This window comes from Pseudomonas sp. HLS-6, assembly GCF_002753995.1.
GTDB lineage: Bacteria > Pseudomonadota > Gammaproteobacteria > Pseudomonadales > Pseudomonadaceae > Aquipseudomonas > Aquipseudomonas defluvii.
Map to the genome: position 1 here is coordinate 2,302,060 of NZ_CP024478.1, position 22,097 is coordinate 2,324,156.

General features: G+C 56.8%; 25 protein-coding genes. 11 read left to right on the forward strand and 14 right to left on the reverse strand.

Features of this window, described 5'->3' with window-relative positions; genetic code table 11:
• The first annotated feature begins 7 nt into the window (after nt 1-7).
• From CS390_RS10835 to CS390_RS10875, 9 genes are all read left to right on the forward strand, one after another.
• On the forward strand, nt 8-517 hold the full coding sequence (locus CS390_RS10835; RefSeq protein WP_099774351.1) for a phage major tail tube protein: 510 nt from the start codon (nt 8-10) through the stop codon (nt 515-517).
• Between the two features lie 12 nt (nt 518-529).
• Nucleotides 530-832 carry a phage tail assembly protein gene (locus CS390_RS10840; protein WP_099774352.1) on the forward strand — a complete coding sequence of 101 codons (303 nt, stop codon included), beginning with the start codon at nt 530-532 and terminating at the stop codon, nt 830-832.
• Between the two features lie 141 nt (nt 833-973).
• On the forward strand, nt 974-3,595 hold the full coding sequence (locus tag CS390_RS10845; RefSeq protein WP_099774353.1) for a phage tail tape measure protein: 2,622 nt from the start codon (nt 974-976) through the stop codon (nt 3,593-3,595).
• A 9-nt stretch (nt 3,596-3,604) separates the two neighbouring features.
• Nucleotides 3,605-4,450, forward strand: coding sequence for a phage tail protein (locus CS390_RS10850; protein ID WP_177442400.1), 846 nt, complete (start codon nt 3,605-3,607; stop codon nt 4,448-4,450).
• The gene (locus CS390_RS10855; RefSeq protein ID WP_099774354.1) at nt 4,425-4,631 is read left to right on the forward strand and encodes a tail protein X; all 207 of its coding nucleotides are present in this window, start codon (nt 4,425-4,427) and stop codon (nt 4,629-4,631) included. The genes CS390_RS10850 and CS390_RS10855 overlap by 26 nt, the downstream gene beginning before the upstream one ends.
• Nucleotides 4,632-4,695: 64 nt before the next feature.
• On the forward strand, nt 4,696-5,742 hold the full coding sequence (locus tag CS390_RS10860; RefSeq protein ID WP_099774355.1) for a phage late control D family protein: 1,047 nt from the start codon (nt 4,696-4,698) through the stop codon (nt 5,740-5,742).
• 41 nt (nt 5,743-5,783) lie between these two features.
• Entirely contained in the window at nt 5,784-6,335 is a 552-nt protein-coding gene (locus CS390_RS10865; protein WP_099774356.1) for a glycoside hydrolase family 19 protein, read from the forward strand.
• Nucleotides 6,332-6,859 carry a lysis system i-spanin subunit Rz gene (locus CS390_RS10870; RefSeq protein WP_099774357.1) on the forward strand — a complete coding sequence of 176 codons (528 nt, stop codon included), beginning with the start codon at nt 6,332-6,334 and terminating at the stop codon, nt 6,857-6,859. The genes CS390_RS10865 and CS390_RS10870 overlap by 4 nt, the downstream gene beginning before the upstream one ends.
• Nucleotides 6,860-7,013: 154 nt before the next feature.
• The gene (locus CS390_RS10875; RefSeq protein ID WP_099774358.1) at nt 7,014-7,808 is read left to right on the forward strand and encodes a DNA adenine methylase; all 795 of its coding nucleotides are present in this window, start codon (nt 7,014-7,016) and stop codon (nt 7,806-7,808) included.
• A 52-nt stretch (nt 7,809-7,860) separates the two neighbouring features.
• Here CS390_RS10875 and CS390_RS10880 read toward each other — a convergent pair whose 3' ends face one another.
• Nucleotides 7,861-8,553 carry an SOS response-associated peptidase family protein gene (locus tag CS390_RS10880; protein WP_099774359.1) on the reverse strand — a complete coding sequence of 231 codons (693 nt, stop codon included), beginning with the start codon at nt 8,551-8,553 and terminating at the stop codon, nt 7,861-7,863.
• A 101-nt stretch (nt 8,554-8,654) separates the two neighbouring features.
• On the opposite strand from CS390_RS10880, the gene CS390_RS10885 reads away from it, so the two are divergent.
• Both CS390_RS10885 and umuC read left to right on the forward strand, forming a co-directional pair.
• A complete protein-coding gene (locus CS390_RS10885; RefSeq protein WP_099774360.1) occupies nt 8,655-9,080 on the forward strand; it encodes a LexA family transcriptional regulator in 426 nt (141 codons plus the stop codon).
• Nucleotides 9,073-10,347, forward strand: coding sequence for a translesion error-prone DNA polymerase V subunit UmuC (gene umuC / locus CS390_RS10890; protein ID WP_099774361.1), 1,275 nt, complete (start codon nt 9,073-9,075; stop codon nt 10,345-10,347). The genes CS390_RS10885 and umuC overlap by 8 nt, the downstream gene beginning before the upstream one ends.
• A gap of 348 nt (nt 10,348-10,695) precedes the next feature.
• On the opposite strand, the gene CS390_RS10895 is transcribed toward umuC, so the two are convergent.
• The 13 genes from CS390_RS10895 to CS390_RS10960 form a co-directional block, all read right to left on the reverse strand.
• Nucleotides 10,696-12,108, reverse strand: a complete 1,413-nt coding sequence (locus CS390_RS10895; protein ID WP_099774362.1) for a hypothetical protein — start codon at nt 12,106-12,108, stop codon at nt 10,696-10,698.
• 753 nt (nt 12,109-12,861) lie between these two features.
• Nucleotides 12,862-13,509 carry an RloB family protein gene (locus CS390_RS10905; protein ID WP_099774363.1) on the reverse strand — a complete coding sequence of 216 codons (648 nt, stop codon included), beginning with the start codon at nt 13,507-13,509 and terminating at the stop codon, nt 12,862-12,864.
• A 16-nt stretch (nt 13,510-13,525) separates the two neighbouring features.
• Nucleotides 13,526-14,803: an ATP/GTP-binding protein gene (locus tag CS390_RS10910; protein ID WP_099774364.1), complete on the reverse strand. Its 1,278-nt coding sequence runs from the start codon at nt 14,801-14,803 to the stop codon at nt 13,526-13,528.
• A gap of 456 nt (nt 14,804-15,259) precedes the next feature.
• Nucleotides 15,260-15,466, reverse strand: a complete 207-nt coding sequence (locus CS390_RS10915; RefSeq protein ID WP_099774365.1) for a hypothetical protein — start codon at nt 15,464-15,466, stop codon at nt 15,260-15,262.
• Nucleotides 15,467-16,023: 557 nt separating this feature from the next.
• Entirely contained in the window at nt 16,024-17,073 is a 1,050-nt protein-coding gene (locus tag CS390_RS10920; protein ID WP_099774366.1) for a tyrosine-type recombinase/integrase, read from the reverse strand.
• Nucleotide 17,074: 1 nt separating this feature from the next.
• A complete protein-coding gene (locus tag CS390_RS10925; protein ID WP_099774367.1) occupies nt 17,075-17,317 on the reverse strand; it encodes a DUF4224 domain-containing protein in 243 nt (80 codons plus the stop codon).
• Nucleotides 17,318-17,362: 45 nt separating this feature from the next.
• Entirely contained in the window at nt 17,363-17,845 is a 483-nt protein-coding gene (locus CS390_RS10930) for a hypothetical protein (protein ID WP_256587600.1), read from the reverse strand.
• 52 nt (nt 17,846-17,897) lie between these two features.
• Nucleotides 17,898-18,131 carry a hypothetical protein gene (locus tag CS390_RS10935; RefSeq protein ID WP_099774368.1) on the reverse strand — a complete coding sequence of 78 codons (234 nt, stop codon included), beginning with the start codon at nt 18,129-18,131 and terminating at the stop codon, nt 17,898-17,900.
• A 43-nt stretch (nt 18,132-18,174) separates the two neighbouring features.
• Nucleotides 18,175-18,669 (reverse strand): hypothetical protein, encoded by a 495-nt coding sequence (locus tag CS390_RS10940; protein WP_099774369.1) that lies wholly within the window; start codon nt 18,667-18,669, stop codon nt 18,175-18,177.
• A gap of 84 nt (nt 18,670-18,753) precedes the next feature.
• Entirely contained in the window at nt 18,754-19,677 is a 924-nt protein-coding gene (locus tag CS390_RS10945) for a DNA cytosine methyltransferase (protein ID WP_099774370.1), read from the reverse strand.
• A complete protein-coding gene (locus tag CS390_RS10950) occupies nt 19,674-20,678 on the reverse strand; it encodes an RNA-directed DNA polymerase (RefSeq protein WP_256587601.1) in 1,005 nt (334 codons plus the stop codon). The genes CS390_RS10945 and CS390_RS10950 overlap by 4 nt, the downstream gene beginning before the upstream one ends.
• Nucleotides 20,679-21,032: 354 nt before the next feature.
• Nucleotides 21,033-21,389 carry a four helix bundle protein gene (locus CS390_RS10955; protein WP_099774372.1) on the reverse strand — a complete coding sequence of 119 codons (357 nt, stop codon included), beginning with the start codon at nt 21,387-21,389 and terminating at the stop codon, nt 21,033-21,035.
• A 54-nt stretch (nt 21,390-21,443) separates the two neighbouring features.
• Nucleotides 21,444-22,058, reverse strand: coding sequence for a DUF1566 domain-containing protein (locus tag CS390_RS10960; RefSeq protein ID WP_099774373.1), 615 nt, complete (start codon nt 22,056-22,058; stop codon nt 21,444-21,446).
• Nucleotides 22,059-22,097: the final 39 nt, after the last annotated feature.

The following is a 22,097-nucleotide window of genomic DNA, read 5'->3' on the forward strand; positions in this document are numbered from 1 at the left end:
GCACACCATGGCAATGATTCCTCAAACCCTGGCGAACATGAACCTGTTCGCCGACGGCATCAGCTTCCAAGGCGATGTGCCCAGCCTGACCCTGCCCAAACTGGCCCTCAAGACCGAGGAACACCGTGCCGGTGGCATGGATATGGCGGTCGAGCTTGACCAGGGCATGGAGAAGATGGAGGCCGGGTTTGTCACCACCGGCGTGCGGCGTGAGTCGCTGAAGTTCTTCGGCCTGGCGGATAGCACGGCGTTCAATGGCACGTTCCGGGGTTCTTTCAAAGGCCTCAAGGGCAAGATCACCCCGGTCGTGGTCACCCTGCGCGGCATGCTGAAAGAGGTCGATCTGGGCGACTGGAAGGCCGGAGACAAGGCCGAGATTAAACACAACGTGGCGGTCACCTACTACAAGCTGGAGATCGATGGCCGCGTGATGTACGAAATCGACCCGCTTGGCATGAAGCGCGTTATCGATGGTGTCGACCAGCTCGCCGCCCAACGTTCGGCCCTTGGCCTGTAAGGAAAACCCCCGATGACTCAAGCAAAGAAAACCCCTAGCTGGCTGACCCTGAGCGCTGACCGCGTGGTGGTCAGGCTCTCCCGCCCCGTTGAGGCCAATGGCGTGCAGGTTGATAGCTTGTCCCTGCGAGCGCCGACAGTGCGTGACATTCGCAACGCACAGTTGACTGCAGGCACTGACGAAGAGCAGCGCGAACTGAACCTGTTTGCATCTCTGGCCGAAGTCAGTCCAAAGGATCTGGAGGGGGTGGCGCTGAAGGACTACAGCCGTCTGCAGACCGCCTACTTTCGCCTGGTGCAAGACGACGAACTTTGACCCGACCGTGCAAAAGATGGTGGCAAAGCGGCTCGCCAAGGAGCTGAACTTTTCCGCCGCCGAACTCATGACCATGTCGTTTTCCGACATGGTCTGGTGGCTCACGGATTGAGCCTGCTTTCGCACGCATAGGGGGTTCCGATGGCGAACAAGATCGCGTTAGGGCTGGTGATCGGCGGCGCCGTCAGTGCGACGGTGGGCGCCGCCTTCAGTACGGTCAAAGGCCATATCAAAAAACTGGAGCAGCAGGGCAACAACGCCAAGGTGTTGAAGAACACCATCGGCGAAACCATGCGCTTACGTGATGAGTGGAAGAAAGCGCATGACAGCGGCTCGGCCTCGGCCAGTGGCCTGCTGCGCAAGCTGGAGTCCAATCTGGACAGCCTGCGCAAGCAGGGCGTGGAAGTCGGGCGACTGGCCAAGGAGTACCAAGCTCTCGGCCGGATAGCCAAGGGCGCTGATCTGCAGATGAAAGGCCATCAGCAGATCGAGCAGGGCAAGGCCAGCCTCAAGTCGGGGATTGGCCAGGCGGTAGCCGGTGTCGGTGCGGTGGCGGTACCGACCACGATCAGCGCGGGCTATCAGGCGATCATCCGCGACATTGCGATCAAGGCCGACGTGGCCAACAAGCCACAAGAACAGGAAATGACCCGCGCCATTATCCAGACCTCGCAGGATACGGGGATGGGGCGCAATGACGTGGCTGACCTGGTGAACCAACTGGTCGGCGCCGGTATGGAGCTGGACAAGGCGCTGGCCTATGCGCCGGTGGCGGCGAAGTTCGCCGTAGGCCAGGGGGCAAGCGGCGTCGATACAGCCAATATGATTCAGGCGCTGCAGCAGAACGCCAAGATCAGCGACCCCAAGGTCATGGAGAAAGCCCTGGAGGGCATTGCGCTGCAGGGGCAGGCCGGTAGCTTTGAAGCTGCCGACATGGCCAAGTGGTTTCCGCAACTGCTCGCTGGCATGGAGAAGCTGGGTATCAGTGGCCCGGACTCGGTTGCTCAACTGGGTTCGATGCTGCAGGTGCAGATGAAGACGGCCGGCAGTTCGGATGAAGCGGCCAACAACCTCAAGAACTGGATGGAGAAAATCGGTTCGGGGGATGTGGTCAAGGCCTACAAGGATGCTGGCATTGACTACAACGGGTCGCTGAACACCGGCATACAGAACGGTATGTCGACGCTGGAGTCGAGCTTTGCCCTGGCGCAACGCTACGTCGAGGCGACCAATCCCGAGCAGGCCAAGAAGATGGCCGAGGAGACGGCCAAGATCAGCAAGGAGACTGATCCGGCCAAGGCCCAAGCCATGCTCGATGCGCTGGGCAAAGCGCTGCGTACTGGCGATATCTTCGCTGACATGCAGGTCAAGGCGGCGCTGACTGCCTACTCAGCCAACCGAGGCTTGTACGAGAAGCTGAAAAACGACGCCAAAGACGCCACCGGCATTCTCGACAAGAACCTGGCCGAGCGCCGGGAAACCTCGGCGCAGATGTGGACGGAGATGGGGCATGCGGTGGACGACAGCATGCGTGCCATTGGCGATGCCATCCGCCCGGCAACGGACATGGCAGCGCAAGGCCTGACGTGGGTGGCCCGTTCGCTGACCCGCGTTACTGAATCGGCCTCGCCGCTGGTACTGGGGGTTACTGCACTCGGCGCCGGTTTCATCGCCCTGAAGAACGCGATGGCCGTGCTCAAGATCGGCAAGGGCATGCTCAACGTCGCCCGTGGCTCGATGATGGGCGACCCCAAGGTCGTGCAGCGCGTGTTCGTCACCAACGCCCCGGCGTCTGGCGGGGGCGGCGGCGCGGGTGACCTTGGCGATGCGGATGGCAAGCGTGACAAGCGCAGCAAGGGCGGCAAGGGGCGCGCCGGTGGCGGTCTGAGCGTCGGCAGCGTGGTCAAAGGTGCAGCCGCCATCGCGGTTGTTGATGCGGGCATGAAGGCCGTCGACACCTACCAGAACGCCGAAACCCGAGACGAGAAAGCCGAGGGTTATGGCGAGGCGGCAGGCGGTCTGGCAGGAACTCTGGCGGGTGCTGCTGCCGGTGCTGCGGTAGGCTCACTGGTGCCGGTTATCGGTACCGCCGTGGGCGGTGTGGTCGGCGGTATCCTGGGCTCAATGGGCGGGACGGACCTCGGCGGCTGGCTGGGTAAAAAGCTGTTCGGGGGCGAGGATGATCCGGCTGCTGAAGCACCTGCTGCGGTACCGATCTCGCTGCTCAAGCCGGTTCAGGTTGGTCCAGCCGTGCCAAGCCTTGGTGCGACGGCGCAAGCCTTTGCCCCGAAGGCCGGGCCGATTGCTGCTCATGCGGTTGGGCCCGTGTCGCAACCCGTCGTGGCCTCAACGCCGGTGTCCTATGACCCGCGCGACCCTGGCTCAAAAGATCCGTTCCTGCTGCCCGCGCTGACCAACAAGGTCAGGTATCCGGGCGCCGCACCGGTGCGGCCTGATTCGCTGCCACCGCCGCCAAACATGGGGGATGTGGTGCGCTCGATGGCGGTGGCCAAGCCTGCTGCCGAGGCGGTACCGGCGATCCTCAAGGCGCCGGAGGCGAGCAAGCCCGAGCCGAAGCCGGAGCCGCCCAAGATCGACCAGCAGTTCACGTTCTCCCCGGCGCTGTCTGTGACGGTTCAGGGCGATGTGAAAGACCCGGCGCAATTGGCTCGGGATCTCTCGCCGCACCTGCAACGCATGTTCGATGACTTCAGTCGCCAGGCTGCAGCCCGTCAAATGTTTGATGCCCCGCATGTGGGCTAAGGAGGTGTTATGGCCTATGCCGAGCAGATGCAGTCGGCGCTGAAGTCCCTGGTGGCAGCGGGTGAAGCAGGGCGTCGCAATATGGACGACATGCTGGGCCCCATGAACGGTGCCATCAGCGACATGACCGGCGCGGCCTCGGAGCTGGAGAACGTGCCGTTCGTGGGGCCAGCTCTGGGTGAGAAGCTGCAGCGGACCATGCGCGGTATCAACGCCGCGCAAGCCAAGGTCGGTCAGGTGGTGGCCACCTACTCGCGGGCTACCACTGCCATGTCGCAAATTCAGGAGCGTATGGGGGCAATGAAGGAGCAGGCGGCCCGAGCGGGCGCTGCGATCAACCGCATCGCTGGCAAGGTCAGTCCGTCCCTGGCCAACATCCTGCCGACCGGCAGCTTTGCCACCGAGATGACACCAGCCGCCGAGGCGGTGAAGCCGTTCCCGCACCTGCTGATCATTCAGCCGCTCAAGCCCGAGGCGCAGCCGTACTACTTCAACCTGGACACGGCGGCCTTTGATGAGCTGCGCCGGCAGACCGCGTTCCGCTGGGCGGGTCAGGAGCGCCTGACGCGCAGTATCGCCCAGCAGGCGGTGGGGCAGGGCGAGGACAAGCTGAGCCTCAAGGGCGCGATCTACCCGCTGTTCAAGGGCGGGATCAGGCAACTGGACACGCTGCGCAGCATTGGTCGACAACTGCAGCCACTGACCCTGACCACGGGTTACGGCGAGGTGCTGGGTAACTGGTGCCTGCTCAGTGTCGCCGAAGACCAGAGCGCACTGCTCGCGGGTGGCATCCCGCGTAAACAAGGGTTCTCTCTGGAGTTTGTAGCCTATGGCGACGATATGCAGAACGTCTGACGGGGATCTGCTCGACACCCTGTGCCAGAACTATTACGGGCACCTCAACGGCTCTGTCGAGGCGGTGCTCGATGCCAACCAAGGTCTGGCGGATGAGCCCCAACCGTTTCGGGCTGGGGTGCTGATCCGCCTGCCTGAGCTGCAGGCGGTGACCGAGGAAGTCATTCAGCTGTGGGATTAGCCACGGCGTTACGCGTCACGGAGCCCCGCCCAGTGCGGGGTTCTTCATTTCTGGAGCCTGAACAATGCAACCTGTTTTCCGCATCGTCGCTGACAGCAAGGACATTACCTCGCTGATCAACGACCGGCTGTTGCTGCTGCGCACCTCGGACAAGCCCGGTATGGAGTCGGACGAGTTTGAGCTGCGTATCGATGACCGCGATGGTGCTGTAGCGCTTCCCAAGCGCGGCGCGAACATTGAGGTTTACATGGGCTATGCCGGTCAGTCGCTTGCGCGCCTGGGGCGGTACACCGTCGATGAGGTCGAGGTTTCAGGCCCGCCTGACAGCATCGTCATACGCGGCAAGGCCGGTGACATGCGCGGCAGCGGCAAGACCACGCGCAGCGGTAGCTGGGAAGGCGTACCGCTGCAGCAGATCGTGCGGGACATTGCAGCGCGCAATGGCTGGCAGCCGGTGTGTTCAGTGCAAACCAAAGTCCCCCGCGTCGACCAGCTCAATGAGTCGGACTTTAACTTTATCACCCGACTGGCTAGGCAATACGACTGCACGGCCAAGGTCGCTGACGGCAAGTTGATGGTGATGCCGCGACAGGGCGGCCAGAGTGCGAGCGGCAAGACGCTGGGTGTCGTCGTGATCAAGCGCAGCGACGTCAGCCGTTGGCAATTCCGCTTCAGCGACAAGACCACGCACAAGGCCGTGCAGACCAAGCATCAGGACAAGAAAAGCGGAAAGCTGCAGGTGGTCGACCTGGGCAATGATGAATCGCCCGCCGGCTTGCCGCCCGTGCATACCGATCGGCATATCTACCCGAACAAGTCCGCCGCCGAGCAGGCCGCCAAGGCGCGCCTGGCCGCGTTCAACCGCAGCACGGCAGGTGTGCGCCTGGAGATGGCGGGGCGTGTCGATCTGTTCGCTGAACGGATGATCAGCGCCCAGGAGTTTAAAGCCGGGCTTGATGGTGAGTACCTGGTCGATTCGGTCGAGCAGGTGTTTACCCAGTCCGGTTGGTCCACCACCGTCGAATGCAACGGCGGCAAACAGGGCAAGGCCAAGGCGAAGGGCAGGAAGAAAAAGAAAGCGACCAAGCCGCTCAAGGTTGTGCAGCTCTAACCCCTATCGGCCGCAGCGCGGCCATCATTGGAGAACACCGTATGCCTATCACTGCGCAGCAGCTGCTGCAGATCCTCCCCAACGCCGGTGCAAAAGCCGGCGTTTTTGTTCCTGCTCTCAACGCCGCCATGGGCAAGTACGGCATCGTCACCCGGCTACGGATCGCGGCCTTCGTGGCCCAGATCGGTCATGAATCCGGGCAACTGCGCTATGTGCGCGAACTCGGTGGCGACAGCTACCTGGCCAAGTACGACACCGGCAAGCTGGCCAAGGCCTTGGGAAACACACCTGCGCCTGACGGTGACGGTCAAAAGTACCGGGGCAGGGGGCTGATTCAGATCACAGGGCATGACAACTATGAAGCCTGCAGCGAGGCGTTGTTTGGCGATAGTCGTTTGCTCAATACGCCGGAGCTGCTGGAGCACCCGGTTTACGCGGCTTTGTCGGCTGGCTGGTTCTGGCATCGAGCAGGCCTGAACACCTTGGCTGACAAGGGCGATTTTCTGCTGATCACCAAACGCATCAATGGCGGTACCAATGGCCTGGCTGAACGCGAAGCCTTGTACGCCACTGCGCTAAAGGTGCTGCCATGAAGTCGCTGGGCCTGTGTGTTGTGCTGCCCATCGTTCTGCTGGCCCTGTTGCTGGGGCTTGCGCTGGGTGGTTTAGCTGCATGGAAGTGGCAGGCCAATAGCTACGACAAGCAGCTGGCCAAGCAGGACGAAGACTTCCAACGAGAGCGCAACGAAGCCTCTTTGGCCGTGCTCGACTGGCAGCGGGACGAACAGACAAAGCGCCGAGCGCTTGAAGACCGCCTGCAGGCGAATGACGAAACTCACTACAAGGAACTGCTCGATGCGCAACAACTTCAGGCTCGCTTGCGTGACCGCCTTGCTACTGCTGATTTGCGGCTGTCAGTCTTACTCGCCGCCCCCGCCACGGGTGGTAGCAGTGGGGTGCGAGAAGCCTCCGGTTCCAGCGGCGTGGTTCATGGAGGCACGCGAGCCGAACTTGACCCAGCGCATGCTCAACGAATTCTCGCCATTACAGGCGACGGTGACGACGGATTAATCGCCCTACAGGCCTGTCAGGCCTACGTGCGCGAGCTCGTACATTGAAATGAAAGGAGCGAGCCGAGTGGATGCGTCAACATCCGCTCAGCCCGCCGAACCCGCAGACCCTTCCTGCAAGTCCAGCCCAGGCTCCTGCTCCGTGCACAAAGCGCCGCGAGCCTAACACCTGTTTATCCATACAGTAAAGACTTGCTCTCAAATGACGACTCCAATCATTCCCTGGATGGGTGGCAAACGCCGCCTGGCCGACCGCTTGATCCCTCTCTTTCCCCCTCATGAATGCTACGTCGAGGTCTTTGCCGGTGGTGCTGCGCTGTTCTTCATGCGCCCGCAGCCCGCGCCGGTGGAGGTACTCAACGATCTCAACGGTGATCTGGTCACCCTCTACCGGGTGGTGCAGAACCATCTGGAGGAATTCGTCCGCCAGTTCAAATGGGCCCTCAGCTCGCGCCAAATTTTCGAGTGGCAGAAGATGACCCGGCCAGAGACGCTGACGGACATCCAGCGTGCCGCCCGGTTCTTTTACCTGCAGCAGCACGCTTTCGGCGGCAAGGTGACAGGGCAAACTTTCGGTACCGCGACCACCGGCCCTGCCATCAACCTGCTGCGCATCGAGGAAAACCTCTCCGCCGCCTGGCAGCGCCTCGCCGGTACCTACGTCGAGAACCTGCCCTGGTTGGAATGCGCCGAGCGCTACGACCGGGCACACACGTTCCATTACATGGACCCACCGTACTGGCAGACTGCTGGATATGGCCTCGACTTTCCCTTTGAACACTACGAGCGCATGGCCGAGTTCATGCGGCGCTGCAAGGGCAAGGTGATGGTGAGCATCAACGACCACCCTGACATCCGGCGTGTTTTCGAGGGCTTCCATTTCGAGACTTTGGATATCCGCTATACCACCGCGAACCAGCGGCAGGGTAAGGCCGAGATAACCGGTGAGCTGGTGATCATGAACTGGGCGCCGGCTGAGCTGGGAGGGCTGTTTTGATGCTCTCGACTTATGACCTGGTGTTCTGGCTGCTCGACGCCTGGCGAGCGTTTCACGACATAGGGAGCACCACGCTCGGCCCTTGATTGCGCACATTGCCTATGGCTGGATCCACGCGGTACCACTCGAACACGTCAGGGGATTCGCCGAAGTTCAGGGCCATCTGTTCGGCCTGCTCCTTGGGTGTTGCTGGATTCAGCCACTCACGGGCCAGTTCGGGGGCTAACACAACCGGGCGCCTGTCGTGTACATCGACCATCCCGCCAGCCGCGTCGGCGGTGATGATCACGAAACCGTCGTGATTATTGGGTTCAGAGTTGGCCAGGCCTAGGTCCGTACTGAACTGGCCGATTGCGGCGCATAGTGCTGGGCGCCCATCGCGGCGCCTGATCAGGTACGGCTGCTTTTTCGGCCCACCTTCATCGACCCACTCAAACCAGTTGTCTATTGGAGCGATGGCCCTGTGCGGCCAGATCGCCCGAAAGAACGGGCTGTGCGCAACCTTCTCCACTCGGGCATTGATTGGTGCTGCTCGATCTTTGGCCCAGTGCGGCCGCCATCCCCAGCGCACGAGATCCGCGTGCATCTTCTCTTCTTCCAGTCGCAGCAGGGCTACCCGCGTCGTTGGCACGACGTTGTAGCGTTCCAGCGGCTGGTCCCCAATGCTGTTCACTAGAGGGTAGGGCATGCTCAGGGCGTCCACGAAGTCGTGGATACCGTGGTACTGGCTCAACCTTCCGCACATTTTGACTCCCGCCTATCAGAAATCTCCCACATAAAAATTGACCGCAAGGCTCGTAAAACGTTAACTGTATATTTGTACAGTATTTTTTGGAGTCGTGCGTCATGAGCTATTCCATCATAGGCCCAATCGCCGAGGGCGGTCTGAAGCTGCCCCTGTGCCTGTTCCAAGTGCCAGCTGGGTTCCCTTCGCCAGCGGCTGATCACATCGAGGCGCACATCTCCCTAGATGAAGTGCTCAACATCCGGGCACCTCATGTGTACCTGGTATCCATCACAGGTGAGAGCATGCAGGGCGCTGGGATCTTTGATGGAGACCTTGCGGTGGTCGACCGCTCGCTTGAGCCTGCGCACGGGAATATTGTTGTTGCGTTGCTGAACAACGACCCGGTGTGCAAGCGGCTGTGCATCCGAGGCAAGGACGTGATCCTGCTGTCCGAAAATCCTAAATACCCGCCGCGCTACGTTCTAGAAGGGGACGAGCTGTCGATCTGGGGCGTGATCACCGGCAGTGTACGCAGCCATGTCTAAAGCGCCTGTGTTTGCATTGATTGATTGCAACTCGTTCTACGCATCGTGCGAGAGGGTGTTTCGACCGGACCTGGCCAAGGTGCCGATTGTCGTGCTGAGCAATAACGACGGCTGTGTCATTGCACGCAGCTACGACGCGAAGCCCTTCGTGAAGATGGGGGAGCCGTACTTCCAGATCAAACACAAGCTCAAGCAGCATGGCATCGTGGCGTTCTCCTCGAACTACGCCCTGTACGGCGATATGAGCGAGCGGGTCATGACCCTGATCGAATCTATGGTCCCGGCGGTCGAGGTCTACAGTATCGACGAAGCGTTCGCCGATCTGACCGGCATGATTGGTCTGGACGAATTGGGGCGGCGGATCCGCAGCCAGGTGCTTCGTTGCACTGGTATTCCTGTCGGCGTCGGTATTGCTGGCACCAAGACCCTGGCCAAGCTGGCGAACCATACGGCCAAGCGCCTGCAGGCGCAGACCGGTGGTGTGGTCAACATTTGCGACGCGTTCAAACGCGACTGGGTGCTACGTAACACGGCTGTATCCGAAGTGTGGGGTGTAGGCCGTCGCTTGAGCGCCCACTTTGAAGGCATGGGCATCAAGACAGCAATGGACCTGGCCAAGGCTGACCCGTGGATGCTGCGCAAAAAATTCAGCGTGGTAGTCGAGATGACCGCTCGCGAGCTGGCCGGTACTCCTTGCCTGGAGCTCGATGAGCCCGATCCGCCAAAGCAGGAGATCTGCTGCAGCCGAATGTTCGGCAAGCGCCTGCAGGCATTGGCGCCAATCAAAGAGGCGGTGGCCACCTACATGATGCGCGCCTCGGAAAAGCTGCGGGCGCAAGGCTCTGTATGCAAGAAGATCAGGGTGAGCATTCGCACTGGCATGTTCAGCCCTGATGAGGCCAAGTACGCCAATGGGGTGCTCGTCGAGTTGCCGTACCCGACTGACGATGTACGGTTACTGACGAAGGCTGCGGTTGATTCGCTTGAGCGCGTGTTCCGTCCTGGCTTCAATTACAGCAAAGCTGAAGTCCTGCTGATGAACCTCAGTCAGCGTGGCCAATATACAGACGACCTGTTCGCTGCGGCTCAGCCCACTGAAGCCAGTCGGGTGATGGCGGTGCTTGACCAGATCAATGAACGATGGGGTAGGGGAACGCTTCGATCCGCTAGCGTGCCGGTGGATCCTGGCTGGGGGATGCGTCGAGAGATGATGAGTCGGAGTTATACAACACGGCTGGATGAACTTTGGAAGGTTAGTTGTAATTAATTCATGTGTGAGGCGTTTTTATTTGTCGTGCGTTAATAATCTTGGAGTGGTTGATATGTGATGGCTTTGTATTTTGTAAGTTTGCTTGTGCGTCGAAAGTGCTAGCGGTTTCTGTGCTGATCAATTTTCTTTGGGCGCCAGTTGTGGATAATATTCAAAATGCTGGTCTGGTAAAGTTGCTGGGTTTATAAGTTGATATTCTTCATTGCTTGCTGCGTTAAAGGCTGGGTTTTGAGTGTGCGCTTGTTTTTGGTGTTATAATGTGCCGCTGTGGTGCGTTTTGGTATCACTTCATACTGCTCCAGTTTATCCCAGCGTAAGCCCCGGCCTACGCTGGAGTTTTAGGAGTTAAAAAAATAGTTTTATCATGTCTGAAGCTGCATTAAGTCCGCCTCTTCCATCGCTACCGCTTTTTGGTAGTGTGAATGTATATCGTGAATCTTCCTGGTATGTTAGCTTTAGGTGCTTCCCTTCGTCGCTGATTTCAAAGCCTAGTTTTTCTAGTGTTGTGCGTGTTCGAGATGACATTTCGCGGTAGCCCCTTAATGTTTCTCTAATAGTATGAGATATTTCTGTCGAGATTTTTTTTGGCGCTGGTTGATTTGCTATGCTTTGGAGTATGTGGAGGCGTCTACTATCCTCTGGTACGCGCTCACATTGATCGCGTAAAGCGTCTAAGATAATCCACAGAATCTCGTCGTCAAAAAAGTCTTCTTCATCGCCGATATTTATTTGTAGTCCGCCTTGTACTGGGTTTTTGGATCGTAACGCTTTGGAAACTCCTTCCAGTCGATGAACTTCTCGCTTTAATGTTTCTATTTGTTCTTCTTTTGCTTTGATCTCTGCATCAAAAGCTTCGATGTATGCGCTAACATCCAACGATTCTTCGCTTTTTAGTTTTTGAATAAGCTTCCGATTTTTTGTTTCTCTAAGCGCCTCTATCGAACACTCTCTCAATGGCATGCGTTGCGAGATCATGGATCTGAGTTCGGTAAATATTTCAACTTCAAAAGCTTTCGTGCTTTTGTCGCTGCTCTTTCTGTGTATTGATACGCCGCCATCAGAAGGCCAATAAATTCCTATTGCGCCTCCATATACATTTTGGGAGTTAACATATGTGCGTAGCTTGTTAGAAAAAGCTCTGTTTGGCTCAACTACTACATGGGCGAGCCCTGAAAGGCTTCGTGCTAATCGATCTGGTATGGCGGCACAAAATCCCGAGTGATACTTTGTTATGAGAACGATGGGAAGTCTATTTCCAGTTTCTCCATTAATCAGGTCAGCGGCGTACTGTAGGTCTATTAAGGTGTCTTTGAGTTCAACGTGCTCATGATTTACTTTGAGGTCGCCGTCAATCCCGCCGCCATAACGATCAATCAATCGGATGATGATTAGTGGTTTCTTTATTTCAGGGGTTTTGGTGGTTGCGATAAATGAGTTGCAGTAAGCTTTGACGTTTACCCATGCCTCGCCGGTTTGAGGTAGCGTAAGAAAACTTACAGTAGTCACCCAGGCGTGACTTTGATCTTTCTTGGTGTAGACGAAGGAGTGAATTTGCATTTTTTCGTCATCAGCATACTCGAATTCTATGGTTTCTCTTGGTGCGGTTTTTTTAAACTCAGCTACTTTAATATTTTCCAGTAATTGGGATTGCGTAAAATTCGTGTGAGGCGATTCGCTAATCCAATATAAACACTCTTCCAGAATCTGAATGGGAGTTGTTCCATTCGCAAGCGGAAAGTCTGTCGAGAAAATTTGCATACGTCGTCCTTGTGGTGGCTATTTGCTAGCAAATCTATCTGAGCCTCTCGGCAAGAGCAATCAGAAAAAACATCAAATTCAAGTGCCGTCAGCTGTAGATCATAAGAGGTTCAGCCTCTACCACTCGGTCATGCCAAAGCGGAGCGTTATCCGCATCGAAGCTGACAGCTTCACTCACTACGGTTGCGAGATGGTGTTGTACAAAGGCGATGTAGTGGTTGCGCGTTCCTCTGATCGCGGTTTCGTTGTGCGTGACGATCTAGTGTGCGAATCCGACAGTGTGGATCAACTTGCTCCGGCCGCGGTGACTGAGTTCAAGGTCCGTTCCGTTCCGCTCCGATTTGCCATTCCTGGCAGGTGCGGCTATCCGGTGGGCGTTCGATGGCTTCCATTTTGAAGCTTTGGAAATTCGTTACAGCAACACGAACCAGTGGCAAGGAAAGGCCGATGTCACCGACGAGCAGGTAATCATGAACTGGGTGCCTGCAGCTTTGGGTGACCTATTTTGATGCGGTGCTGTTGCGTTTGGTGGGGCAAAAATCGGGCAATCTGTACGCCAATCTATGCCATTTAAAGCTGATTAGACGTTCTCAAGACTTATAAAGAAAAGCCCGGAAGCCACTTATTTAGTGGGACTTCCGGGCTTTTTCGTCAATGCCTGAGCATAATCGGGGTGTGAAAATTCTTTTCAGTCGTGAATACAATTAACGCGCAAGTTCAATAAAAATGTCACGTTGCCCAAGTGGGTAATTGTCATGTGAATTCATCGATAGCATCCAATAAGGTCGGCATATCAGTATAGGGGTTCAGATGGTGCGGTTTGGTGCGCCCCGTCTGAGCACTAGCTAATGCCCTTTCATTGATTCTTATTGCGCGTTGTCGTGCTTGTGCTATGTTGGGTTTTAAATGATTAAAAATGTCTAGGCTTGCCTTGTGGTAATCTTGTCCAATAGTGTCCTTGATGAGGCGCTTTAAATTACTATTTGTGATTAAATCATCAAAGCAGCTGTAGGCAGTGGAGCTGTCAATAAAGTGTAATAATATCCATTGTTCAAAGCATACATTGGTTAGAGCGATATTGATGTCGTTGTCTTTTGCTCTTTTGTATGCCTGGTCATGTAGTTTGTCGTCATACTTTGTTATGGATTCTCGGTCATAGACCACCCAGAATACATCACCCTTAGGTGTTGAGTTGTTGCGCTTTTGGCTAATAGCAACATCTACCAGTTCGACAGGTGTGTTTTTTCTTGTCTTCTCAATGCATATTACGTTTCGCAAAGCCCGGTCTTCAAGGGTGCCTATGTACCCTGTGATATAGTTAGGTTCTGTTTTCGCTCCCTCACAATAAATATGCATTTTTCGGGGGAGCTTCCTAATTGCTTTAGCCCTAGGTCTAGGCATGACGACCTCGATGAATTTAAAGATTGGCAGCGAAAAGTTCTTTAATTTTTTCGTATTTTATGTGGGGTAACGCGCCGAATCTACCTTCGTCATACCAGTCACTATAAGGGCTATTAGATTTCACCGTGCTCTTGTCAAATTCATCGAGGGAATAAAATGAGGTGGCGCCTTCACTTTTTTCGGTGAACCAGATTTGGTCTCTACGCATGAGTTGGGGGGACATAAGTTTTATGTCATGAGTGGTGAAAATCAACTGAGCGTTGTTTGTATTGACGGTTGGGTCGTTGAAGAGTCGAATTATAAGTTCGGCCAAGTGAGGATGGAAGCTACTGTCAAGCTCATCGACAATAAGAACCGATCCCAATAAAAATGAGGAGATAAGTAGCGGTAGGAAACTAAAGAGGCGTTGAGTGCCGTACGACTCTTCGGTTAGTGGGATTTTTATCACTTTTCCTTCGTCTGATAAGTGAGAGAAGTTAAATTGATATTTGCTTCTATTGATTATCTCCTCTCTAATTTCCTTTGGGATATACTGTGGTATGCTTGCCTTGATTTCTTCTAGATGTGCGTTTTCTTTGCGCTCGATGCCAATGATGCCGGTATCAATCCCTGCTAGGAAATCGCTGATTGTATTTAAAGAGTCGTCATTATCTAAAAAACTTCCAGTGAATAACGGGGAGTTTGGCTTTATGTGCAGAAGTCTTTCAAAGTACTGGTAGACAGATCTTACAATTTCTGCTCCGGCCGCGTTATTGCCTGCTTTGCCAAGATAGCTATTATTTGGAAAGAAAGGAATTCGTTTTTGGCCGCCCTTATAGTGGCTTCCAAAGCTAATTGTTTCCCAAGTGTCTTCGGGATCGCGCCTGAAAATATTTGCTTTCTGCCGGGTTGGATAGAAATCTAGACTTTCCGAAATAATTTTATATTTGGTGAAAGAGATCGCGTAATTGTATCTGAGGCCGTCGGCGTTTAGAAATTCAACTTCAAAGCTGATTGGGGCATTTGCATTTTCCTTAGACAAGCAGTAGGGCTCGTAGCATGGTATTGCAGCTCCTTCCTTCAGGTCGTCAGTTGAGGAAATTAGAAAGTCTAATGCGACAAGTCCGAGAAGTATGTTGGATTTTCCCGACGCGTTGGCGCCAAAGATTCCAGCTGTTCGCAATATATTTACTTTATCGTTGTTAGTGGAGCATATGTTGCTAAGTAAGTGGCTCTTTGGATTCTCAACATTCATGCTGAGTGTTTGCTCATCGCGTATGGAGCGAAAATTGCCTACTGTAAAGTCGATGATCACGTTAGCTTGCTTCCAGTCTTGGTGGCGTTTTTGAACAAAATTTTCCAAAAATCGCTTGAGTAAGCGATTAGACGCGTTTTCATACAAAAGTCAAGAATTTTTGCTTTGCTTTGCTTTGCTTTGCTTTGCTTTGCTTTGCTTTGCTTTGCTTTGCTGTGGTGCACTCAGGAGGCGCGGCGGCTGCGCGTGGACCAGGGAAACTGTGGTGCTTATCACGCTGTGTTGAGTTCCGCGCGGAGAAATCGCAGCCGGCCTCGAAGTTGTTGGCGCCCGAGTTGGCCTGGTACAAAAATGGGACAGCCGTTTATGGAGCAGTACAGGGGCTTTTGTTTTCAAGGTATTCAGGAAAGCAAAGCCCAATCTATCGCGGCTCTGATCATTCCGCTGCCAAATGCTGGCACGGGCCGCTCAGTAAGACTTGAGAGTGCTGCCGCATGCCGAGAAGCACCGGCAGGTTTAAGATCGCAAGCGCTGTATCCCAACCCAGATCGCTTCGCTATGTATATCTAGTGTTGTGAGGGCTACCATTACATTGTCGTGGATGTGAGTCGAGCCACGCTGACTGACCCAGAGCGATACTTCTTCCAGCGCCGATCTGATGGCGGTTTGGTTCATCATCAGCAGTTCCAATGTATCGGCGGTAATAGTCGCTTTCTCGTCCATGTGTGATGTCCTGAATCCTTTGAGAGGGAGCTTTTAGGGTAAATTTAGGGCAAATACCAAGCCGTACTAGGCTAAAGCGGGCCATGTGTACGATTGAGACTAGCCGCGTTTTTTGGCCTTTGGCGGCCCGCGCGCAAATAGCTGAGCTTGAATCGTTACGCGTCGAAGCGCTCGGGTGCCATGCTGAAGGGATCTAATAGCCTTGGTCGGCACTCCAGACGAACATGCCTACGCTTCGCCAGCCCAGCCAAGCGTCTTTGACAGCAGCAGTGACGAGATCAGAGAGGGTGAAAATCTGTTCCGCAACGAATTTCCGTGTCCGCGTATTCAGCGGCTTGCAGAGGTGCTGAACCTCCACTGATGCGGAATCAATTTATCCATAACCTATTGAATTTATTAGGTTTGCAGATCGGATTGCAAATCCGTCTACGCCGGTTCGATTCCGACCTCGGCCTCCATATTTGAAAGCCCCGCAGATTAACGTCTGCGGGGCTTTTTCGTTGTGGTGCGGAAAGCCAAGAGTTCCGAAACTTTGAGGGTGGAGTTCCGAAACTTTCCTACTTCGAAGGCTTGGCGATGGCGCCGACCCGGCGGTAAACGCGCTCGGTAATGCCTTCCTTCGAGTGCCCAAGAAGCAAGCTGGCATCGCCCAAGTCTGTGATCTCCGAGGCCGCCTTGGGCCGGATATCGCGAAACTGGAACTGCGCGATCCGGTTGGCCAGCTCGGGCTGCTTCTCACTGATGGCCCTCAATCGGGCCGACTCCCGCGCCTCCTGCCACCGGTTGCGCAGCATCTCCCAGGACAGCCGCTTGCCGCTGGCGCTCAGGATGAAAAACGGTGACAGGTGGTCTCGGTTCCTGAGCTTAATTCGCTCCAGCAGCGTACCAAGGCTGTTGTTCACCCCATCCACTTCCAGGATGATCCTCAGTCGCTTGCCCGTCTTGCCTTGGCTGACCAGCAGGTAGACCCCTTCTACATCGTCCTTCCGCATGGACAGTACATCCGCCGGCCTCTGGCCAGTCAGGTATGCCAGGTCCATCGCATCCTTCAGCTCCGCCGGGGCCTCCTCATACACCGCTCGCCATACCGCCTCGTTGGCATAGTAATCGCGCGGCTTCTCTTTGTTCTTCCTTACCCCCAAGCATGGATTCTGCTGCGTCGTCAGGCCCCATTCCCGGGCCGTGTTGAATACGTGCGACAGCAGCGCAATCTCGCGGTTGGCTCGGGTCTTCGCAGATCGACTATCTCGGTACTGCGCGATCATGGCCGGCGTGATGGCATCGATCGGCGCCGAGTCGAACACCGTGCGCAGCTGCTTCAGTTCGTAGATGTTGTCCTTCTGGGTCCGGGGCGCCTTCTTGGGCAGGATGTGCCGCTCGTACTGGTCGAAGATCCCCTTCATGGTTGTGAGCTCGGCCGGCACGGCTTTCGCCTCCAACTCGGCCCATTTGAGTTTGGCCTGGGCCAGATCGGTACCGAGGGGAATCTCCTTGCCAACCGGGTCGCGGTAGTAGTACCCGACCCATACCTTGCCGTTCTTCCTGGTGCGCTTGCGCCGGTAAACTCCCGGCGGCAGGTCGCGATTCTCGGTACTTCTGGGGCGCATTTCATTTCACTCGGGAAAAGTCAGGTGTCCATGCCGTGGTCGGCAAGGGTGGAGGTGTAACAGGCAGCACGCCTACCGTGACGCCTAGCTTCATGCGGGCGTACTGGCGGCCCACCAGGGGGCGGCCGCCGCGGCTCTCGACAAAGTGCCAGTGACGCTCATTTAGCCAGCGGCGCTGCCAGCCCCTGGCCTTGTATCCGGTCAGTTCAGCCAGTTCTGTGTCCGAAAGGATTTCGGTTTCCATGGGATAGGCTCCACGCCGCGCATGGCGGCAGAGGTGGGGAGGGGTTTAGGCGGGGGTCTTTGCTATAACCGTCTTGGCATCAGCGATGATCTGGTTCAGTGCCTTGAGGCCTGCGTAACCGTCATAGCAGTTCACTGGGTAGTCCAGATCCCACTGAACTAGGCGTCTGAGCAAGGTTTCCATTTCTTCCTGCAACTCACCCTCGGCCCGACCGATTTCCCAGAATTGCTGCCCCCAGTGGTCTGCCGGTGGCGGATTGGTGTTTTGCTTACCGAAAGCCAGTGCACCGACGATCGAGTCACACAGGTCGGCCTTGTAGTCGTTGTCACCGTCAATGCTCAGGCCGCGCCGACGGAGGGCGCTTACCACCTCGTTTTTATCAAGGCCCTGATCTTCGATGACGATGTCCCGCTCTGGCTCGCCCGGGGTATAAATCACCAAGGCCAACTTGGCGCCTGGTAGGCAATGCTCGCTGAGTTTGACCAGCGCATCATTGGCTGCTTCGTGGAATCGCTGAACTGCTGACATAGGGATACCTCGCCCGCCTATCGGCAGGCTTGAGTTGTTGTAGGGGGAGGGGTTACTGAATTTTGCCGGTTAGGCGTTCGCGCCATGTCAGGCGCCGGGGTAAGTGCTCACGGTCATCCACCTCGACCACTACATAGGCTGTGCGGTCGAAGGCGGCATCACGTCGCGCAGCAAGAAGGCACGCTTCGTCATCAGCAGCTTCATGACTGGTTGCGTTCAGCTCATGCACGTTGAAGCCTTTGCTATGGACGTGCCATCCGTGGATCACTGCGATGAACCTGCTCATAGCCTCGGCCCGTTCGAGATCGGGAGGCAGAGGGCGAGGCGGGTCATTGCTCGACCTCAGCAGATTCTGGAATTTCCTCGAACTTGTAGGTCTTGATGACCCTTTCCTCGACGCCGGCGACCTTGATGAACTTGGCCTCATCCACCCACGGGTAGGCATTCGGCTCGCCGTGCTTGCCTCCGCCGCTCATCTCGCAGAAAGCCAGGGCCCGGCCATAGGGCAGGATGAAGGCTTTAACGTCGATCTCGTAGTTACGATTCCAGCTGTAGTGGCACCAATACGGGATTCCGTGAACATCTTCGGCCTCGTAGCGCACCTCGTTGATGGCGTCGTCATGCTCGTTTTCGTCGAACAGAGCCTCCAGCAAATCACCTGGTGCTGCGGCCAGAAAAGCCAGGTCGATGTCGATATCCTGTCCGTCATCGTCGGTGAGCGTGTAGGTGTAGCCGAACTCAAGTCCTTTGCGCATGACAAGCAGCTTGGCCAGTTGACTTGCAGTGAGCGTGCTCAGGGTTTCGTGGATATTTGCATCAAGCATAGGGATTCCTTGGCCGCCATATCGCGGCTGTTCAATAGAGGGGAGAGGGGTATTTCCAGATGGAGTACAAATGTACTCTTTACTTTATGCGGCCTTCAGTAAGGCCTCAATCACGCGCTGCCCGGCCAGCGGCGGCACAGCGTTGCCAGCCATGTGCATGGTCAGCCGGTGGTTGTCCGGACGCAGGGTGTCAGCCGGGAACGACATCGCGGCCAGTGCCTCGCTGGCGCTGAGCATCCGCATGCGGTCGCCGTCGACCAAAGCCCAGCGATCAAGGGTGGTAATGGTGCCGATCGGCCGGCTTATGTCGCGCCCGGTGGTGCCAGAGCCTTTGCCGTAGTAGGGCATGATGAATCGCTCGCCGAAGCGCTGGCGCCCGTTGCGTACCCGATCAAGCGTAGCCTGGGCCCGGCCTGGTTTCTCGATCTGTGACCAACGCCCGGCATCGAAGTCGAGGAAGCTGGCTGCCGGCACATGTCGTTCCTGCGGCAGCTGCAGCATCAGCGGTGCCTTGCTGCGCGTCAGGACCATGAACAGGCGCACCCGGTGCTGCGACACGCCGAGGTCGGCGCAGTCCACGATGTGCGGAGCTGCCTGATATCCCAGCGCCTGTACCGCTTGCAGCCAGGCCGGGTAAAGCACCCAGTCGGTGAACTCCGACACGTTCTCGATCACCGCCGCTTGTGGCTGGTGGAACTCAAGGGCCGATACCGGCGCCCAGGCCGTGGATCGTGAAGCGTCGTGCTCCGGGTTTCCCGACTTCTTTCCCCGTGCCTTAGCGTGGCCCTGGCAGCAGGGCGATGCCAGCAGGATATCGTGCGCCGGCACCTGCTCCCAGCGTGCCTGGTGCAGGTCTTGGCAAGCGTGCTGCGTTTCGGGGTGGTTGGCGCTGTGCCATTCAACGGCTACCGGCCAGTGGTTTGCCGCCCAGAGAACCTGGACGCCTGCGGCGCGCGCGCCGGTGCTCCATCCGCCGAGGCCGGCGAACAGATCGATTGCTGTTGTCATGTTTTCCTCGGGTAGGTCTTGGTCAGATTTCCATTGACGACATGCCCGCGCCGCAACACCAGATTGGCCAGGGCGGCGCGGTCTTTCTGACTGTGGCTGGCTTGAGTCATCAGTCCGAAGTAGCTGTTGGCGGTTTCGCGAAGCTGCTCAGGTGGCGCCGCTGCGGTCCGCTTCATAGCCTGGGCCACTGATCGTTTCCGAGTAGTGCGGCGCCATGGCTTGATGACATGGCCAACGAAGTCGACGCCGCGCTCAACCGGCTGCAGGATGGTCTTCGTCGGGTTTAGCTTGGCGCCTAGCTTCGGCAGGAAGGCTTCGATCTCGGCCAGCCATGCGTTCAACTGCTGCGGTGATTCGTGCAGTAGAATGAAGTCATCGACGTAGCGGACGTAATGCCTGACCCTAAGCCGGTGCTTGCAGAATTGGTCCAGAGCATCGAGGTAGACGTTGGCGAAGAACTGCGATGACAGGTTGCCAATTGGCAGGCCAAGGTATTCAGGCTGCGCAGTGAGGCGTTTGTGCTGCGGAACTCGGTTGAACAGGTGCGCCGGGCTGCGGGTCAGATAATCCCAGCGCGGGTCGTGCATCAAGATCTGCTCGGCCAAGGCCAGCCACCAAGGCTCATCAATCTTGGCCGCCAGTTGCTGGCGTAGCACCTGCTTGTCGATAGCGACGAAGAAGTTGGCCAGGTCGCACTTCAGGTAGAAGACCGGCTTCGACCAGTTCTGCGTGGCGCTGCGGATCTTCGACTCAAGACGCTTGGCGGCGTAAAGCGTGCCGCGCCCTGGGATGCAGGCACAGCTGTCCGCTATGAAGCTGGCGTAGAAGCGCGGGGCCACATGGTTGTACAGCAGGTGGTGAACGATCCGGTCCCGAAAGTCCGCTGCCCACACCTCCCGGGCCTTGGGTCGGGTTACGACGAAGCAAATAGAGCGGCCTGGCCGGTATTGGCCGGTTACCAAGTCGCTGTGTAGCGTTGTCAGGTTCCGTTCCAGGTTCATCTCGAAAGCCAGTGCGCTGGCGCTGTTGCGCTTGGAGCGTCGGCAGTCGTAGTAGGCCTGGACTAGATCGCTGAACGGGTATGGCGTTGAAGCTGCGGACGGGGCGGACGCGGAGCTCGTTGTTCTTGTCGTTGTTGTTCTGATTGCCATCATCGAAGTTCATGTTGAATGCGTTGTTGGCGGAGCGCTGCGACCAGTCGTGCTATCTACGTCGCCCTGCCGAATCTTCAGCAGGGAAACTGCGCTGGACCTGCGCGACGCTTTAGGTCGGCGGTATCCAGGGTGCGCATGGCGGTGACCAAAGGTCAGCGGCACGACCAGGTTCAATTCGCACAGACCAGAAAGCCGTAACTCTCAGGTAGCGGGCGCGGTTGGGGTTGAGCGCTTCCAGGCGTTGGCCTGCTTTCCGATTGAGGTGGTGACCTCCATCGTCTTTGCATGTTGCGAGACGCTGATGAAGCGACTTTCTTTGAACAGTCGCATCAGGAACTCAATCACCTGGACTTTCTCGACGAGCTGGATCAGGTGAGGATGCTTATCCCGTGTGGCATTGGCCCGGGCGATCAACATCAGGACATCGATGCACTCATCGATGACGCGCTTGCCGAGTGACTGTTTCAGGTCGCGTGGTATGTTTCGGGTCAGGTTCGTGGCCATTTGCAGCAGGCCAAGCGAGGCCTTGTATATCTGCAGGTCCATGTGCATTGCCATTCGGCTCGCCCTCCAAGAGCGACCGGCCGCAAGCGGCCGGATTAAATAAACGAATCAATCAATGAGCGACCTGCGGACGGGGCGGACGCGGAGCTCGTAGTACTTGCCGTAGCCGTGCTGAGTGCCACCAACGAAGTGCATGCAGAACGCGTAGTCGGCGGAGCGCTGCGAGCTTGACCAGTACCAGCGTGCCTGGAAGGCTTCCGGAGAGTCTTCGCGGAATGCCACGATAGCTGTCTGCGTAGGCGATTCCTCGGTGTACAGCAGACCAGCCGGAAGGCTGTTGGGGTTATCGCCATCACGGTTCCAGCAGTAGTTCTCGCGGCTGGTCGGCTTGAAGTGGCGGTACTGCAGCTCCTGCACGTCACGAGCAGGGATCGCCCAGTCGGTGAAGCCACCGATATCCAGAGCCAGCACCTTCTGAGCCAGATCGCTGCCAGCGGCTGCCATGGACTCAGTGTTCGCTCGGCTGTCGGTGAAGCTGTCGGCGCCTTCGATCTTGACGCCGTACTCGCCCCAGGCACCGACCAGTTCATGCGCTGCACCGGCAGTGATGTTGGCGTAGCGCTTACCACCCTCGACGGTGACGCCAGAGAAGAAGCCGCCCTGGAATGGCTGGCCGATCTCGGGAAGCTGTACTGCAGGTGCCACTTTCTCTACTGCGCTCATGTGCTGCTCCTTTCTGAAGGCAACAAAAAAGGCGCTGAT

What these genes read in the sequence shown, in the direction of transcription:
- CS390_RS10915 (WP_099774365.1), bottom strand. Translation starts at nt 15,466, where the DNA reads ATGGACGAGAAAGCGACTATTACCGCCGATACATTGGAACTGCTGATG.
- CS390_RS10935 (WP_099774368.1), bottom strand. Translation starts at nt 18,131, where the DNA reads ATGAGCAGGTTCATCGCAGTGATCCACGGATGGCACGTCCATAGCAAA.
- CS390_RS10875 (WP_099774358.1), top strand. Translation starts at nt 7,014, where the DNA reads ATGACGACTCCAATCATTCCCTGGATGGGTGGCAAACGCCGCCTGGCC.
- CS390_RS10865 (WP_099774356.1), top strand. Translation starts at nt 5,784, where the DNA reads ATGCCTATCACTGCGCAGCAGCTGCTGCAGATCCTCCCCAACGCCGGT.
- CS390_RS10920 (WP_099774366.1), bottom strand. Translation starts at nt 17,073, where the DNA reads ATGCGCCCCAGAAGTACCGAGAATCGCGACCTGCCGCCGGGAGTTTAC.
- CS390_RS10940 (WP_099774369.1), bottom strand. Translation starts at nt 18,669, where the DNA reads ATGCTTGATGCAAATATCCACGAAACCCTGAGCACGCTCACTGCAAGT.
- CS390_RS10855 (WP_099774354.1), top strand. Translation starts at nt 4,425, where the DNA reads ATGGCGACGATATGCAGAACGTCTGACGGGGATCTGCTCGACACCCTG.
- CS390_RS10850 (WP_177442400.1), top strand. Translation starts at nt 3,605, where the DNA reads ATGGCCTATGCCGAGCAGATGCAGTCGGCGCTGAAGTCCCTGGTGGCA.
- CS390_RS10885 (WP_099774360.1), top strand. Translation starts at nt 8,655, where the DNA reads ATGAGCTATTCCATCATAGGCCCAATCGCCGAGGGCGGTCTGAAGCTG.
- CS390_RS10955 (WP_099774372.1), bottom strand. Translation starts at nt 21,389, where the DNA reads ATGGCAATGCACATGGACCTGCAGATATACAAGGCCTCGCTTGGCCTG.
- CS390_RS10945 (WP_099774370.1), bottom strand. Translation starts at nt 19,677, where the DNA reads ATGACAACAGCAATCGATCTGTTCGCCGGCCTCGGCGGATGGAGCACC.
- CS390_RS10860 (WP_099774355.1), top strand. Translation starts at nt 4,696, where the DNA reads ATGCAACCTGTTTTCCGCATCGTCGCTGACAGCAAGGACATTACCTCG.
- umuC (WP_099774361.1), top strand. Translation starts at nt 9,073, where the DNA reads ATGTCTAAAGCGCCTGTGTTTGCATTGATTGATTGCAACTCGTTCTAC.
- CS390_RS10840 (WP_099774352.1), top strand. Translation starts at nt 530, where the DNA reads ATGACTCAAGCAAAGAAAACCCCTAGCTGGCTGACCCTGAGCGCTGAC.
- CS390_RS10870 (WP_099774357.1), top strand. Translation starts at nt 6,332, where the DNA reads ATGAAGTCGCTGGGCCTGTGTGTTGTGCTGCCCATCGTTCTGCTGGCC.
- CS390_RS10835 (WP_099774351.1), top strand. Translation starts at nt 8, where the DNA reads ATGGCAATGATTCCTCAAACCCTGGCGAACATGAACCTGTTCGCCGAC.
- CS390_RS10960 (WP_099774373.1), bottom strand. Translation starts at nt 22,058, where the DNA reads ATGAGCGCAGTAGAGAAAGTGGCACCTGCAGTACAGCTTCCCGAGATC.
- CS390_RS10905 (WP_099774363.1), bottom strand. Translation starts at nt 13,509, where the DNA reads ATGCCTAGACCTAGGGCTAAAGCAATTAGGAAGCTCCCCCGAAAAATG.
- CS390_RS10845 (WP_099774353.1), top strand. Translation starts at nt 974, where the DNA reads ATGGCGAACAAGATCGCGTTAGGGCTGGTGATCGGCGGCGCCGTCAGT.
- CS390_RS10930 (WP_256587600.1), bottom strand. Translation starts at nt 17,845, where the DNA reads ATGTCAGCAGTTCAGCGATTCCACGAAGCAGCCAATGATGCGCTGGTC.
- CS390_RS10880 (WP_099774359.1), bottom strand. Translation starts at nt 8,553, where the DNA reads ATGTGCGGAAGGTTGAGCCAGTACCACGGTATCCACGACTTCGTGGAC.
- CS390_RS10925 (WP_099774367.1), bottom strand. Translation starts at nt 17,317, where the DNA reads ATGGAAACCGAAATCCTTTCGGACACAGAACTGGCTGAACTGACCGGA.
- CS390_RS10950 (WP_256587601.1), bottom strand. Translation starts at nt 20,678, where the DNA reads ATGAACCTGGAACGGAACCTGACAACGCTACACAGCGACTTGGTAACC.
- CS390_RS10895 (WP_099774362.1), bottom strand. Translation starts at nt 12,108, where the DNA reads ATGCAAATTTTCTCGACAGACTTTCCGCTTGCGAATGGAACAACTCCC.